Origin of the sequence: Marinomonas sp. S3726 (genome assembly GCF_000967665.1) — a bacterium.
Lineage (GTDB): Bacteria > Pseudomonadota > Gammaproteobacteria > Pseudomonadales > Marinomonadaceae > Marinomonas.
In genome coordinates this window covers 249,006-264,081 of sequence record NZ_JXYC01000009.1, presented here as the reverse complement: position 1 = coordinate 264,081, position 15,076 = coordinate 249,006, and the positions used below count along the sequence as shown (strand labels likewise).

Sequence of the window (15,076 nt, the reverse complement as noted above, 5' to 3'; positions counted from 1 at the left end):
AGCTTTTGTTCATAATGACGATAATCAACCTAACTCAGGACTATCGACATACTATAACAAGAATACTTTCACAGTCTGTCCTCCGTGGGAATGCATACTCGCCAGCTCTGCTGCACCTTAGAACTAAGGTGCCCCTCTAAACGACATTTTAATACTAGAGTAGATCTCGTGGTTAACGTTTCTTGATAACCACTGGGTTGTTAATGATTCCATCCCGCTTCCTATTCCAACCCAAGAAGTACAAAGTGGTCATGGTCCACCTCTCGTTCGCATGTCTCTCCAAGGGAATGCATACTCCCAGCTTTACTGGCTATGAGCTTAATACTACTCGTCATATTTAAGGCAGAACTCAAGACTATGCATTACCACGCAGAGTTGTTTAATATGCTAATTACTCTACCTCTCTTAGCGAGTTACTAATAGCTTCAAATCTCAGAGACATTTTTTAGTAGCTTTGTAACTCATCTCAATCTATAAAGAATGAATCTAGATTCATTTATGGTGAGAAAGGTGAAATACGTTTTAACACTGCTAATTTTCTTCCATCCTCATTTCATCAGCTCTCAAACAATAACAATATGTGGTGCAAGCTTTCCACCTTCGACAATTGTCGAAAATGGCGAACTTACGAAAGGTTATTCGATTGAACTGATTGCTGAAGCATTCAGCCGTTTACAACTAGAGTATAAATTGTTGGTTTTGCCGTGGAGCCGTTGTTTAAAGCAAGTGCAGACTAATGATATTGATGCTGTTATAGATACAAGTACTCATAACCAGCCTATTATCACTGGAGACTTGGCAATAAGTTATAACCAACTTGCAATATATGTGCGTAAGGATTTCTATGAGGATACATATTCTGCTGGTTCACTAAAAAATCAGTTAATGGGAGTACCGAGAGGTTACACCAGCTATTTGAAAATCGCGAAAAAACATGAATGGAAAACCTTTGAAGCAGACAATGAAGAAAACATGTTTATTATGCTAAAAAAGGGACGTTTTGATTATGTTTTTGCCGATACATCAACTGCCTTGAAAGTGGCGTCGAAAGTGAATGTTGCCGTTAAGTCACTTAAACCTGTCGTGACCTCTGAAGCCTATTATCTTGGCTTTAGTCCGGATAATAGAAAACTTGCAGCCGCCTTTGACCAAGTATTAGCTCAGATGATTAAAGATGGTGCTATGGATAGTATTTACTCACGTTATCTACCTTATAGCTACACTGAGATTAAAAAGATAAATACAGCGTTATCATTGGAAAATGATTAAGCTTGCTTATGGTTTTGAAAACGTTACTTCATTGATTATTCTAGTTTGAGCCTTATCACGTATGTCCCAAATTGAAACAGCCATTAGCATTGCTTTAGATGCTCATAAAGGCCAAGTAGACAAAGCTGGTGCAGTGTATATTTTACATCCTCTTCGCATTATGGGGAAAATGTCGAATGACGCTGAGCGCATCGTCGCTCTATTACATGATGTACTTGAAGATTCTTCTTATACGGCTAAGGACTTATTAGCTGAAGGGATAAGTTGTGATCTTGTTGATGCTGTGATTGCATTGACTAAAGTGTTTGATAGTAAGGGTGTCTCCATTGCTTATGAAAAGTATCTGATACAAGTTAAGTCTAACCCGCTAGCTTGTCGTGTGAAGCTTGCTGATCTTGAGGATAATATGGACTTATCTAGATTAAATCAGGTGACTGAAAAAGATATTCAACGTGTTGAAAAATATCAAAAAGCGAAAGCTTTCTTGTTGAGTTAATTAGTTAATGAAAGGTTTAGAGCTAGTGATCTTAATTTCATTGAGAGTTAAAAACCACTAGCATTTAAGCTTTTTGAATTTGCTAACCATTGATTGAAACAGGGAATTTAAATTCGATTAGTAGGCCGCCCCATTCAGATTCATCAAGGTCCCAAGTGCCATTGTGAATTTGTACTATCTTATCGACGATGGACAAACCTAGCCCAGAACCTTGCTGCCCCGATCCGACTACCCGGAAAAAGCGTTCTTTTATTCTGCTTCTTAGCTCTGCCTCAACGCCTGGCCCTGAATCGGCAATACTGATAATGACATTTTGTTTGTGTTCATCATGATGACAGCTAAGTTTAATTTTCCCCTGATCTGGAGTGTATCGAACCGCATTATCAATAATATTACGAAGTAGACTTTGTATAAGTGGTGCGTTTGCTTTTAGGTTAATACTTTTAGTACAAACGTCTTTGATAAAGGTTTGTTGTTTCTGTGCAAATTTATCTTCTTCAAAACTAATTGCTTGATGACATAAGAGACGAATGTCTAAGTTTTCAAATTGGGCTTTATCCAGTTGACCTTCAGTGCGACTTAGAGCGAGTAGCTGGTTAACCAAGTGAGTCATACGAGAGATACCTTTCTTCATACTATAAAGGCTAGTCTGAAGTTCCGCTTGGTTCTGCTCTTTTAGTTCTTGGCTAAGGTCAGGATCTATGAGGCTATCATCAATTGCATTTTCTGCATGAATTAATAAAGAGGCGAGTGGTGTTCTTAATTCATGTGCAGCATCACCGACAAAGCGCCTTTCTCTTTGGTGAGCTTCATCTAAGCGATCAAATAAATTGTTTAGCTCTAACAAGAGTTCATTTACTTCAAGAGGTGCTTTTTCATCTTCTAGCTTCTCAAGGTTTCTATAGTGCCTTTTTTTGACAGTTGTACTTAGCCTGTTTAACGGCATAAGACCACGTTTTGTGATAAACCAAACAAGAATGATGAGAAGCGGAACAAACACAAGAATGGGAATTAGATTACTTTGAACTATTTCATTAACTAACTCTTGGCGTATCTCGGTTTCTTCTGCAACCACTAACCACCAATTATCAGACTTGGAGTAGAGGGTAAATGTACGCCATTCGTCTCCGTCTACTTCTTTGCTACTAAAGCCTTCATTAAAGTCTGTCAGTGATGTATTAGGGGCAAAAGGTGAACCTATGATGAGAGTGCTCTCTTCCCAGATCTGAAACGCCAGTTTGCGTTCATAGCTATGAGAGTAAGAGCTAGACGAGCTCTCTTGTAAGCTTAATGAATCTAGAGTTTGTTGTTTGTTATGGATGCTTTCTTTCGTGATTAACCCCTTTAGTACTCGACTAGACTGAGCAAGATTAGCATCAAAAATCTCTTCAACTTCATGGCCTGCTTCATAATAAACAACGAGAGCAGGTATTATGGTCATAACTAATGCCCAAAAGGTTAAATTCAGGGTTAAGTAGCGCTTGATCGAATATTGTTTTTTTGACGCTTCACTCGGCTTATTTCTCATGCTGGCTTTTCTGCCTTATAACCCATTCCTCTTACTGTTTTGATAAACTCTGGGTAAATTTTCTTTCTGAGGTGGTGGATATGAACTTCAATACTGTTAGATTCCACATCACCATCCCAACCATAAACCACATCTTCAAGTTTGGCGCGTGAGAGTATTTGTCCTGGATGATTCACAAATTCCATCAGAAGCGTAAATTCACGTCTACCTAAACTAAGATCATTACCATCAAGAGTTACTTGCATACTAGCAGGGTTAATATTAAGCCTGCCAAAAGCAATGGTTGGCTCACTATGACCATGATGGCGGCGGCTTAAAGCACGCATGCGGGCTTTTAACTCGGCAATTTCAAATGGCTTAGGTAAGTAGTCATCAGCCCCTAGATCAAGTCCTTGAATTTTATCGTCTAGACTATCGTTCGCAGTCAAAATTAACACTGGTGTATTAAGTTGCTGTTTACGGATCGCACTTAGTAGCTCAAGACCACCCATTCCTGGTAAATTTAAATCGAGTAACAAAAGGTCGAAGCTTTCTGTTTGCAGGGCCGCTAAGCCCTGCTTTCCATCCATCAACCAATCAACTTGATAACCTTCGCGTGTAAGGGATTTTTTGATACCTTTACCAAGCAGGTCATCATCTTCTACAAGTAAAACTCTCATGCTAATTATCTAATCTCAAACAGTTTTTATTTATGCTAGGTGGTTTCATATGTGAACGCCACCCTTGGCACATCGAAATGAAAATATCTTACTTATTCCTTAGCTAGGCTTGCATTAAACCAAACCTGCATGGCGGCGTATTGTTGGTAATTGTTTACTTATCGCCTTACTTACTAGGTTTGGTAGTACTTGGTTAAGTTTACTGAAAAACCTCTCAGGCCAGCCAATTGCCAATTCATGCATATCACTATCAAGTAAGCGTAAAAGCTGCTCTGCAACTTCATCAGGTGAATCCATAGCAACATTTAGTTCTTTATTCATTGCGATAATATTGGCTGTACTCAGCCTTGTATTCGTTGCTCTAGGCGATAAGTATTTTATTTTCACGCTAGTTTGGGACAACTCACGACCTAGCGCTTCAGAAAAGCCTCTTAGAGCATATTTACTGGCGCAATAACTACTAAAACCTGGATAGCCAATGCTGCCAAAAGTTGAACCTATATTTACTATTTGTGCATCGTCTTGCTGTTCTAAGTGAGGCAGTAGTGCCTTACTCAATAAGATAGGAGTCAGAGTATTTAGCTTGATAATCTGTTCTATTTTTTTATCGGGAGTGTCTTCTAAAAAAGAGAACTGGTTATCACCAGCGCTATTAATCAGCGTATTTATTGCTGTCGGTGAATCTTCAATATATGAGATGAGTCGACTGCGTTGCTCTTCTTCAAGTAAGTCACAGCTAAAAATAGTGACTTGTTTTGAGTCTATACCTTGTTGATTAATCAACTTTTCCTTTAGTTCTAGCAAGGCTTGTGTATCTCTTGCGACTAATAATACGTTAGCACCATTCTCAACGAGATGTTGTGCAAAGCGTCGGCCAATACCACCTGTTGCACCTGTAATGATTGCATTGGTTTTTTCAATCTTCATGGTCTTACCTCATTGCTATTGGTTTATGTGTTTAAGTGATAGTGCCAGTATGAATGGCGAACCTTAAATCAAGCTTAAGGAAGTGAGATAAAACTGATTAAACTCTGTTATTTGCTGTAGAAAATAATGCCAAATATTCATACGCTTCTTCCCATTGCAATGACTAGCTGGCGTTCATCTGGATTACCTTGAATTGCACGTCGTCCGTGCATGACGCGGGTATTATCAATAATAATCATGTCTCCATTCTCCCAATCGAGCTCATAGGTGTGGGCTTCTGCATATTCAGCAAGCACATCTAGTTCTGATTGCTTAATCAGGCTGCCATCAGCATGATGATAAACGGGTTTCTGGTAATTAAATGAAGGGCCTAGCAGAGCATTAGCAAATGCAGTTTTACCATTATGTTTTGATAAAGGGTTTATCTTTAAACTGTAATCAAGCTCCCTTTTTGCATTCAGTGTGCCATCTTGACCAGGAACCATCTTAAGAACGTCCTCTAGATGCTGCTTTGTCACATCTTGTCCTTCAGCTAGCTTTGGGTGCTCATTACGGACATAGGCCTTCCATAGTAATTCAGGTAAGGTTCGAGTAACCCTGATAGGTGAATCAAAGCGCTCTTGTATCGATTTAGGCAGAGCCTCGTATAGAGAAACACCATCGCACAGGGTTGTTTGAGAACCCTGACGGGCACTTTTCTGACTATAAAATGCTACCAAAGAGGGTGGGAAGGGAGTGTTTCCATTTTCAATATGTAGACCAACCGCTTGAGTACCTGCATCCACTTTTTGACTCATACTAGTGGTAAACTCTCTGGCTGGATCAAATGTTATCTGTTGGCAAAAGTGTGATATTAACTCGTTAAAGCTATCTAGGTTATGCTGAAAGCCTCTAAATAGTGCCCAACCTTGTTCCTCTAATCCTAATTGTGCTTGGGCGAGATGATGAGATTTGATTGATTCATTTTCTTTTGAAGACACTAAAAAATAGGGGTTAAGTGCGGTTATCTTATTTCTAGTATTAAGCATGTTTAGTCCTTTTATAATTAACAGTTAGCCTACTGAAAACTATATGCGGCTTAGCTTAAATGAGTCTTAAATCAGCGACTGCCAATTAAAAAAAGAGCCTATGAATAGACTCTTTTAGATTTCTCTGCTTCTACTTTTAACTTGCTAATATAAGGCATCTAATCTTGCTTTATAGTGTGAAAAAATAGCATCACGACGTATCCGTCCATTGTCTGTTAAAAGTTGGTTTTGGGTACTGAAAGCTTCATCGGATCGAATCCACGATTTTACTTGGGCATAATCAGGCAAACTTTGATTGATTTCGTTTAGAGTAAGGGTGATTTGGTCATTAGATGTTGATAAATCTGCAGTAATTATGGCATTTAGCCAAGGTTTCGCATCACCAAAAACCGCAACTTGTTTGATATTATTTGAATGAATCAGTTCCGACTCTATCCATTCAGGGGCTATGTTTCTGCCAAAACTACTGACTAAAAGGTTTTTGCGGCGACCAGAAATATAGAGGTACCCATCATCATCTATATAACCTAAATCTCCTGTATGGACCTCATTGTTTTTTTGCCCTTGGTTTAGGTCATCTTGATGCAAATAACCTAACATAGCCTGACCAGAAACTATGATTTCACCCGATTCATCAATACGTACCTGCGTATGAGGTAATACTTTGCCAACACTGCCTACTTTATTGTTATCAGGTGTATTCAGACTGACTGTCGCTGCACATTCAGATAGCCCATACCCTTCATAGATAGGCATGCCAAGTTCATGGGCTTTTTCTAGGGCTGACTGAGCACTTTTTCCTCCACCTACAGCGGCAAATTTAAGACTGTTAAAGAAGCTTGGTGTCGTCTGTTTTAGCTGAATCACACTTTTTAGTAATTGGGGTAAAAGAATTAAACTGTCAGGTTGGTAGCACTCGATCGCTTGAGCGAATTTTTCAGGATTAAACTGTGAACTTTGCTCGAATCCTAGTTCACTTAAAGGTTCTATTTGAATGCTATTTTCCATCATTAATGGCACATAAATACCGGCAATATTTTCTAACAAGGTTGCTAATGGCATGATGCAAAGATGGCGTTTAATGCCATGATCTTTAATTGTCTTAGCGAGCGCTAGGCTAACATTCTTTATATTCTCAAGTGAGAGACAAACACCTTTTGGTTGCCCTGTTGAGCCTGAGGTATAAGTGATTTTTGCAACTTGCTTTAACTGGCCGCTGTCTAGTTTGGTATCATTTTTTAAGATCACTAATTGAGCGTGACTTAAGGTTAGCCTTTCTTGAATTGCAAAAATTTCAGAATCGAATTCTTGGCATAGAATTGCTTCAATTCCTGCATCTTTTATCAGGTGCTGAATTTGTCCTTTACTAAAAAATAATGGGATAGGAATCAGAGTAATACCAAGCGACATAGCGGCAAGATCAGCAAAGACCCAATTAATTGAGTTATCCATATAAAGTGCAATGCACTGGAATTGAAAAGGCTTTAGCTGATCGGCTAATTCGGTTACAGCATTAAACAGAGCCTGATTATTTAGCGTCGTTTTCCCTGACACAATAGCTGTTTCTTGTGGTTTCTTGTTTGCGCGTTGGGATAATGTATTAAGTAAAAAATTCATAATATGACCTTGAGATAAAGTGGTTAGTGGCTGCTGTTTGTTTGGGTTTTAAGTTCCCTAAATCGCTGTCTTGCTTGCGCTACATTAATTAAAATTATTTTGGGCTTATCTTCATAAAAACTTCCCCAAGAATGCTGTTCTTTACCTAATCGAGACTTTTCAACATCATGAATAATATGGGCTTTAATCCCTAGGCGACGATAAACCACTCGCATGACACCAGTACCTGTGGATACAAACCACTCAATACCTTGTTGGTGTAGATAGTCTGCTGTATAGGCAAACAAGGCTTTACAGCTTTTTGCATCGGAAGAGGCTAGATTGCCTGTTTCACCTATGCTGCTTCTTTCAATATTTTTACCTATATAATTTGAGACCAAAGACTCAATGCTTTGGTCTAAATAATGCTCTAAGAAAAGTGGTTCTTCTTTTGCTAAGCGATAGCCTAAGGCTGCCTCTACGTCATTTTCTTGATTAAAAATAGCGAGTAAGGATGGGGCAAAATGAGTGAGTTCGGCGCCATGATGTTTACGAAAAATATTTTTAATAAAGTCTTCGACCTGAGGGCGGCTAGCGCCATCTTTTTTAATGGCTTGGACCTTGGTTTCTTGTCTAACTACCTGAGGTGGAATTTGTCCATCAACTTGAGGAGAAATTGTTTTGATTCTAGCTTGTGTTAATGGCCAGTGTGTTTGGTTTTTTAGATGTTTAATGTTATTCAAGTCTTGTTTGCTCATGACATATAATCCATTCCTAATTGGTATGTTGAGCAGAATATGAGATGAATCTTATATGAAACTTAAATTACGAATTACTTAATTAAAGAGGCTATTAATCGGTAAGTTTGATATAGCCAAGAGAAGGAAATCTACTATGTACCAGCTTTATTATTACCCGCTTAATGCCAGTATGGCTCCTCATTTTATCTTACAAACCATAGGGGTGCCCTTTAAGGCTATTTTGTTGGACCGTAACAAACAGCATCATAAAAGTTCAGAATATTTAGCTTTAAACCCATTAGGGCGAATCCCGACCTTAGTTAAAGATGACCTTATCATCACAGAGAGTGCTGCTATTTGTTTATACCTTGCAGAACGCTATTCTGAAGCGGGTTTGATACCAGGCTTTGAAGATGTGAAGCGAGGTAAGTGTTATCAGTGGCTAATGTTTTTAACTAATACATTACAAGCTGAAATCATGATTTCTGAGTATCCTTCACGTTATGTATCGCCTGATCAAGCTCAGGCATTGTTAGCAAATCAAGAAACACGAATAGGGCAGCTGTTAAAGCAAATTGATAGTCATTTGTCTGAGCATGTTTTTTTCTTAGGGGATGATATTAGTGTCTGTGATTTCTACTTTTTTATGTTAGCCATTTGGGCTGATGAGCTAGAAAGGCCTCCTTTAGCTTACCCTAATATTGCTAGGCAATTGCGTTATATGGCGCAACAAAAAGCCGTGATTAATGTGTGTGAGAAAGAAGGGTTTAGCCTTCAGGATTATCAATAAAAGCGATCAAAAAAGTTAACAAGAAGCGCTATAGAGAAAGAAAAGGAGTAAGGAATAACTTAAAGTTTATTTAAATTTTTTCTTACTTTATAAGCTTTCTAAAAATGCTTTTAAGTTTGCTTTTTCTTCTGCTGACAGGTTAAGTGGCTTTAATATAGCGATACCATCAGTGTGTAGGCGTTCCTCATCTATATTTGAATAGTGCTCTATCACCGCATCTAAATTGGCTAAACTTCCTTGGTGCATATAAGGCGCTGTGAAGGTTATGTTTCTAAGAGAAGGCACCATGAACTCGCCAAAATTTCTATGTTTTAATGTCACGTGTTTGGCTAAAGTTTTACTCTGATTGCTGGTGTCATCATTATGAATACCTAGGCTTGAAAATGGAGATTTCTTAAGGTTCTTAATGCCTTGATATCTACCTTTATCTACCTTGCCTTCACGGTCAAAATAACTCATGCCAATATCCGCAAATTCGTTATTGCTAAAGAGGGGTCCACTATGGCAAAAGTGGCAATTTCCTTTTCCGATAAAGAGTTTTAATCCTTTTATTTTGGCTTGGCTATAACGAGACATTTGCTCTTTATCCTGTTTAAGTAAGGCTTCTCTAAATAGATCAAACTCACTTTTTGGGGATATCAAGGTACCTTGATAGCTTGCTAATAATTTACCGAGAAAGGCGAGTTTTTCTTGATCTGTTTGTGCCGTTTTCCATTTTTGGTGTGATAATAAATCTCTGTATTTATAGTCGTTAATTTTCAAGTAAGTACTTACTTTTTTGATGTTTATACCCATTTCAAATGGGCTTAACAAAGCTCTAATACTGGCTCCCCATAAAGTGTCTATGTCTCCACCCCAACCATACCAATTTTTTTGTCGAACATTGAATAGGCTTGGAGTATTTCTTGTTCCTAGGTCAAGCCCAGCTGAAAGCGGGTTTTGGTCTGTAAAGCTTTTTTTTGGCTGGTGGCAAGTTGCACAAGAAACTTGGTTATTAGCGGATAGTCGAGTATCAAAAAAAAGCGTTTCACCCAGTTGAATAGCGACAGGGTCTTGATCAAGAGAATTGGTTAAATCCGGTATATTTGAAGTGGGTGGCCAGGGGCCAAACTGGCTAATAACTGCAATTTCATTTGGACTGAATTTTATACTTTCTTGAGTTTGAGAAAAGGAGGAAAAGCTCAGTAATAGCATGCAGCTAAGCCATTTTAATTTAGTGATTACTCCTTTTTCTCTAGGGTAGATCATAGTTATAAAATAGTGCTTGTGGGTGAGACTCTAAACTAAAACTAAACTGCCATAGACCTGGCATATGTAATAAGTTGCCCTGAATGAGAAAGCGACCTTCTTCTAGTTGAATGATGCTGGGTTGGTAATTCATACCATGTTTATGCAGTGGCATTTGCGCGTCGAATTTAAGTTTACCTGAATAGGGATGCAGGCCTTGGCAAACTGAAACAAACAAACTGAAAGGTTCGCTGGTACTTATAGTGCTTGGTTGGCTTTTAGCACTTAAGGTAACTTGGCCCGATGTGATGGCGATCCATGGGGAGTCAAGCTGGTGGCACTCGCTCTCATCTGTGGCCGCGATTAATTCGCTGTTGATTAAAAGGCTGGCCCCTAAGATCAGATATTTATTTGCTATCACGGGCTTACCTTTTATCTTTTAGAGCCCATTGGGCGAGAGTCTGGGCATTTTTATAGGCAATGTTTTGCTTTAAATCTTGGGGTAAGGTTGCAAGCCATTCTCGTGACCAATCAGCGTGGTCTATCACATAATACCAACGCTCAGGAGCATAAGTGTCTGTCCCCAGCATGAATCGCAAAGGATACTTTTTAAACAAAGCTAACCATTCATCATGAACTTTGCCATTTGATGAATGTTCATAACGAAAAGCTAAATCAGCTGATAAGTTAGGATAGTTAGCAAGCATCTCATCGATAACATGAGGTTGTTCAAAGCCTGAATGCGCCCATAGCACTTTAATATTTGGGTTTTGATCGAATAAGTACTTAACGGCTTCGGTATCAGAATGAGCATGTAAAAATATCTTATACTGAGACGCTAATCTAATGACGGCTTGCATAACGGGGAGCTTGGCATCGTCTCCAAAAATATGGAACTCTCCGATACCTGCATAGGTATTAGTGGCAAGTTTGTTTTCCAATAATTCAATGACACTTTCATCTTTAAACCAAGTGCTGAGTTCTCCTCTTTTTCGATAGGGACGAAGAACTGGCACAATCAGCTCTGGTGCAACTTTGTAGAGTAATTGAGTGCCTTGATCACTAGAGCTTGAGACAAAGGCTTTTTTAAGACCCGCATCTTTAAGCACTTGTACCGCCTTTTTTGGTGGCAACATATCCCAAGCATCATGACTGTAATGAATATGTGTATCAACGAGAGGTAAAACAAGGGGTTGCGCGTATGCGGTGTGGTTCAAACTAGCTAACAATAACAGCAAAGAAAGAACAGGTACCATAAACTGCTGCATAGAATACCTAGAAGAGTTATAGAGTGAGTCTTTATAATATGAGACAGCTAGTACATAAAATCAATAATCAGATCGGCATAACTCTTCATAAGAATCAGCTTATATAAGGAAGGAATTTCTAGGTGTTAGTCTCATCTATGGTTATGCTATCTCTATATTCACTTTGTATTGAGCTAAGGTAGTAATTGTTTATGAGTAATCAATTAGCCAATGGTATTGATAATTTTGATCGCCATATTCTAGATATTTTACAAGAATCTAATCGTACCACTTCGGATCAAATTGCCGAACAAGTTGGCTTATCTGCTGCCGCTGTGCAGCGTCGAATTAAACGCATGCGAGAGCAGCAGATTATTCGTGCAGACATCTCTGTTGTGAATCCAAAAGCTGTTGGGCAAAACATTAGCTTGATCGTACAGGTAACGCTAGAGTGTGAAAGGATGGATCTGTTAGATAGTTTTAAAAAAGCCATGAGTGATCACAAGTCTGTTCAGCAATGCTATTACGTTACCGGTAGTGCGGACTTTATTCTGCTTGTGAGCGCTGCAGACATGGAAGAGTACGAAGAATTTACCCGTGAAGTTTTCTTTGGCAATGATAACGTAAAAGGCTTTGAAACCAATGTGGTTATGGACTCAGTTAAGTCTGGTTTGAGTGTCCCAGTACTTTTAAATACCTAATCTTTAATCACAAAAAAGAGGAGCTTGTTTAAGCTCCTCTTTTTGTTTCAGTTAGTAGGACTTAGCCATGTACTAGCTGTTGGTATAGTTCAGGGTCAGTTGCCCCCTCAGTACCGATAACAAGCACCTGACTCTGATCAGTTAGACCTAGTGCTGCGGCTAAATCTTTATCTTGGCTTGCTAGCATAGTAGCGGCTAAACCAGGAACGGCTGATTCACCTGCTTCGATAGAAGGTAAACCATCAAAGCTGTTTGCAAGCATTTGCATGGTTGGGGCTATGGTATCTTCACTTAATGTTAAGAAGTCATCGGCACCATTTTTAAGAATTTCCCACGCAAGAGCTGATACTTCACCACAAGCTAAACCAGCCATCAGTGTTTCTAGGTTGCCATCAACTACGATTGGTTTGCCCGCTTTAGCACTTAACTGAAGGCAGTTGGCTTGCTCTGGTTCAACAATAATAATGCGTGGACGTTTGTCTCCCCATAAGTCCCAGAAATAGCCAGTTACTGCTGAGGCTAAACCACCAACACCACCTTGAATAAAGATATGAGTAGGAATCTTAGTTTCAAGTTGCTCAACAATCTCAGCCAACATCACGGTATAACCCAGTGCGACATCTTTTGGGATTTCCATATAACCTTCATAGCTGGTATCCGACACTATGATACGGCCATGTGCTTTGGCTTCGCTATCCGCTAAACGTACAGATTCATCATAGTTGCCCGAGATACGAACCACTTCGGCACCAAAAGCCTGCATTGCTTGCTTACGGCCTTCAGATACATCTTTATGGATGTAAATAACACAGCCACAACCAAACATTTGTGCACCCCAAGCAACGGAGCGCCCATGGTTTCCGTCAGTTGCACAGCTAATGGTTATTTGCGCAAGTTCTGCTTTTAAGCTGCCATCTAATAATTCATCAACACTTGGTTTTGAACCTAGTTTGTTAGCGAGTGTCTGTTGTAACTGACAAGCGACGGCATAGGCACCACCTAAAGCTTTAAAGCTTTTTAAACCGAATCTTTGTGATTCATCTTTGTAGAAGATACTGCCAACACCAATGTCAGTGGCTAATTGGCTGAGTGAATGCAGTGGCGTTTCAGCATAGGCTGGCCAAGTTTTGATATCGGCAATGGCAGAAATGGAATTTGCCACACTCAAGATGTTTTTTTGTTCAGCACTATATTGGTTATCTTTATGGGCCAATGGATTGGCAAAATGAGATAGTTTTCCGTCAAGTCTTGTCATGTTACTTAATACCTTAGCCGTATGTGATGGATAAATATTACGTTAAGCCTATGCGGGGAAACGGTAATCTCGACTATGGATTTAAGGATATTCTTTAAAGACACTGGGGTTTTGTCATTTTTACTGAATGCGAAGGATTATTCGCAGGTTCCTTAGAAAAATTAAGAAAATGAAAACTAGGCTCGCCATGTGCTGAGCTTTTTTTTATGATGACCAGCAAATACCATCATCTATTTTAGGTATGGTGATACGACATAATAGAGATAAGGACAAAGTGAAATGCTGTTTTACAAGATTGGATTAGTTGTGACCAGTGCTGTTGCCTTGGCAGCATGTTCGAGCACTTTTTACATTGATGTTCAAAATATGACTGACCAACCTGTGTCTTATATAGATGCAAATGGCACTAATTCTGAGATAGCGCCTCAAACGACCAGTAAAGAGGTTTATAGCTTTAGTTGTATTCGTGTTGAGCGAGATGGCGTTACCTATGAATTCAATTCTGACGTTGCTTTCCCTTTGCGATATAACCAAGTAGACCTTATCGAAGATGGCTTTCATGCTGCAATAGTTGAGAGTGATGAAACTAACGAGGCTGGTGAGAAAGCGCCTTTGCGTTTGCTGATGGATGATGGCTTAGGTGGCACCATTGAGTTAGAAGAAGGCTGTAACACAGGTGTGAGAGATAAAATTTTCACAGGTGATTTAAAGAACTTCTAGTTGTGTTTGAGTAACTTCTTAAAACTAAGGAAATCCAAGTCATATTGTGAGTAAGTATTCTCGTTTGCTGACTTTACTCATCTTCTTTAGTTTTCCAATCTAAGTTCAAACGTTATAATGCTGACAACTTAAAGTGAGGTGCAGCAATGAGTGAAACAGAAGAGTCTATCGGATTTAAGCGTCTAAAATGGCATTGTCGTCGTGGCATGCTGGAACTGGATGTCTTGCTAGAGCCTTTTTTAGAAGAAGAATTTGAGAAGCTTGACGATGATGATAAGCGTCGCTTTTACAAGCTAATTCAAGTTGAAGACCAAGAGATGTTTGTTTGGTTTATGCAACGAGAAGTACCTAGCGATCCTGATATTGCACGTATAGTTAAGATTATTCTTGATCGTGTACAGCCTGAAAACTACCAGGCTTAAAACCTCTTTCTATGAAGCGGTACCTTGGCTCTGCTTTTGCTGGGGCCTGGTACTGGCTTGTCATATCTGGTTAAGTCCCCAATTATATTTAGAGCTTAGTTTATTCCACGCTGTGGCTGTAACTTGTCTGCTCATTGTAAGGCGCTTGGTTTATCTTGAGCAAGGAGCCATTAGTATTAAGACAAATCAGGCTGTTTTAGATACTAACAGTGGCAGATATAACGTTGAGTTTAAGAGTTTTAATGCTTGGCGTTTATTAGCGGTAATAACGCCAGAAGACACTATCCAGACGACATCAAGTACTTGGGTGAGCTACTTTAAGTTTTCTTTTTGGCTGACCAAGCTGAAGCGTGCTTTGTTTGAGCCAGCCTATCTTAGTATTTACCACAGCATGTTAAGTAAAGAAGAGTTCGCTTATTTACGTTCATTTGCCGCCTACCAATGTCATACAGGAAAAGATAAAGCTTAATA

At 39.2% G+C, this 15,076-nt stretch carries 17 protein-coding genes; 7 read left to right on the top strand and 10 right to left on the bottom strand.

The window, feature by feature from the left end; genetic code table 11:
• Window positions 1-510 precede the first annotated feature (510 nt).
• Together TW85_RS08775 and TW85_RS08770 are read left to right on the top strand one after the other, a co-directional pair.
• On the top strand, window positions 511-1,269 hold the full coding sequence (locus tag TW85_RS08775) for a transporter substrate-binding domain-containing protein (RefSeq protein ID WP_046016719.1): 759 nt from the start codon (window positions 511-513) through the stop codon (window positions 1,267-1,269).
• Window positions 1,270-1,330: 61 nt separating this feature from the next.
• The gene (locus TW85_RS08770) at window positions 1,331-1,765 is read left to right on the top strand and encodes a GTP pyrophosphokinase (RefSeq protein ID WP_046016718.1); all 435 of its coding nucleotides are present in this window, start codon (window positions 1,331-1,333) and stop codon (window positions 1,763-1,765) included.
• An 82-nt stretch (window positions 1,766-1,847) separates the two neighbouring features.
• Here TW85_RS08770 and TW85_RS08765 read toward each other — a convergent pair whose 3' ends face one another.
• From TW85_RS08765 to TW85_RS08740, 6 genes are all read right to left on the bottom strand, one after another.
• Window positions 1,848-3,293, bottom strand: coding sequence for an ATP-binding protein (locus TW85_RS08765; RefSeq protein ID WP_046016717.1), 1,446 nt, complete (start codon window positions 3,291-3,293; stop codon window positions 1,848-1,850).
• On the bottom strand, window positions 3,290-3,952 hold the full coding sequence (locus TW85_RS08760; RefSeq protein ID WP_046016716.1) for a response regulator transcription factor: 663 nt from the start codon (window positions 3,950-3,952) through the stop codon (window positions 3,290-3,292). The genes TW85_RS08765 and TW85_RS08760 overlap by 4 nt, the downstream gene beginning before the upstream one ends.
• A gap of 114 nt (window positions 3,953-4,066) precedes the next feature.
• Window positions 4,067-4,879, bottom strand: a complete 813-nt coding sequence (locus tag TW85_RS08755) for an SDR family oxidoreductase (RefSeq protein WP_046016715.1) — start codon at window positions 4,877-4,879, stop codon at window positions 4,067-4,069.
• A 137-nt stretch (window positions 4,880-5,016) separates the two neighbouring features.
• Window positions 5,017-5,907, bottom strand: coding sequence for a TauD/TfdA family dioxygenase (locus tag TW85_RS08750; protein ID WP_052702037.1), 891 nt, complete (start codon window positions 5,905-5,907; stop codon window positions 5,017-5,019).
• A gap of 144 nt (window positions 5,908-6,051) precedes the next feature.
• Window positions 6,052-7,524: an AMP-binding protein gene (locus TW85_RS08745; protein ID WP_046016714.1), complete on the bottom strand. Its 1,473-nt coding sequence runs from the start codon at window positions 7,522-7,524 to the stop codon at window positions 6,052-6,054.
• A gap of 23 nt (window positions 7,525-7,547) precedes the next feature.
• On the bottom strand, window positions 7,548-8,261 hold the full coding sequence (locus TW85_RS08740) for a thermostable hemolysin (RefSeq protein ID WP_052702035.1): 714 nt from the start codon (window positions 8,259-8,261) through the stop codon (window positions 7,548-7,550).
• A 136-nt stretch (window positions 8,262-8,397) separates the two neighbouring features.
• Here TW85_RS08740 and TW85_RS08735 point away from each other — a divergent pair, with 136 nt between their 5' ends.
• The gene (locus TW85_RS08735) at window positions 8,398-9,033 is read left to right on the top strand and encodes a glutathione S-transferase family protein (protein ID WP_046016713.1); all 636 of its coding nucleotides are present in this window, start codon (window positions 8,398-8,400) and stop codon (window positions 9,031-9,033) included.
• 87 nt (window positions 9,034-9,120) lie between these two features.
• Here the strand turns inward: TW85_RS08735 and TW85_RS08730 are convergent, their stop codons facing one another.
• From TW85_RS08730 to TW85_RS08720, 3 genes are read right to left on the bottom strand one after another with little or no spacing between them, the layout of a single operon-like run.
• Window positions 9,121-10,227 carry a cytochrome c peroxidase gene (locus TW85_RS08730; RefSeq protein ID WP_046016712.1) on the bottom strand — a complete coding sequence of 369 codons (1,107 nt, stop codon included), beginning with the start codon at window positions 10,225-10,227 and terminating at the stop codon, window positions 9,121-9,123.
• 40 nt (window positions 10,228-10,267) lie between these two features.
• Window positions 10,268-10,681 (bottom strand): hypothetical protein, encoded by a 414-nt coding sequence (locus TW85_RS08725; RefSeq protein ID WP_046016711.1) that lies wholly within the window; start codon window positions 10,679-10,681, stop codon window positions 10,268-10,270.
• Between the two features lie 4 nt (window positions 10,682-10,685).
• The gene (locus TW85_RS08720) at window positions 10,686-11,528 is read right to left on the bottom strand and encodes an amidohydrolase family protein (protein ID WP_046016710.1); all 843 of its coding nucleotides are present in this window, start codon (window positions 11,526-11,528) and stop codon (window positions 10,686-10,688) included.
• Window positions 11,529-11,719: 191 nt separating this feature from the next.
• Between TW85_RS08720 and TW85_RS08715 the strand changes: the two genes are divergently transcribed.
• A complete protein-coding gene (locus TW85_RS08715; protein WP_046016709.1) occupies window positions 11,720-12,208 on the top strand; it encodes an Lrp/AsnC family transcriptional regulator in 489 nt (162 codons plus the stop codon).
• A 61-nt stretch (window positions 12,209-12,269) separates the two neighbouring features.
• Here the strand turns inward: TW85_RS08715 and TW85_RS08710 are convergent, their stop codons facing one another.
• The gene (locus TW85_RS08710) at window positions 12,270-13,463 is read right to left on the bottom strand and encodes a diaminopropionate ammonia-lyase (protein ID WP_046016708.1); all 1,194 of its coding nucleotides are present in this window, start codon (window positions 13,461-13,463) and stop codon (window positions 12,270-12,272) included.
• Between the two features lie 279 nt (window positions 13,464-13,742).
• Between TW85_RS08710 and TW85_RS08705 the strand changes: the two genes are divergently transcribed.
• From TW85_RS08705 to TW85_RS08695, 3 genes are all read left to right on the top strand, one after another.
• The gene (locus TW85_RS08705) at window positions 13,743-14,183 is read left to right on the top strand and encodes a hypothetical protein (RefSeq protein WP_046016707.1); all 441 of its coding nucleotides are present in this window, start codon (window positions 13,743-13,745) and stop codon (window positions 14,181-14,183) included.
• A gap of 146 nt (window positions 14,184-14,329) precedes the next feature.
• Window positions 14,330-14,605 (top strand): succinate dehydrogenase assembly factor 2, encoded by a 276-nt coding sequence (locus TW85_RS08700; protein ID WP_046016706.1) that lies wholly within the window; start codon window positions 14,330-14,332, stop codon window positions 14,603-14,605.
• A complete protein-coding gene (locus TW85_RS08695) occupies window positions 14,577-15,074 on the top strand; it encodes a hypothetical protein (RefSeq protein WP_046016705.1) in 498 nt (165 codons plus the stop codon). Before TW85_RS08700 ends, TW85_RS08695 begins: the two co-directional genes overlap by 29 nt.
• The last annotated feature ends 2 nt before the right edge of the window (window positions 15,075-15,076 follow it).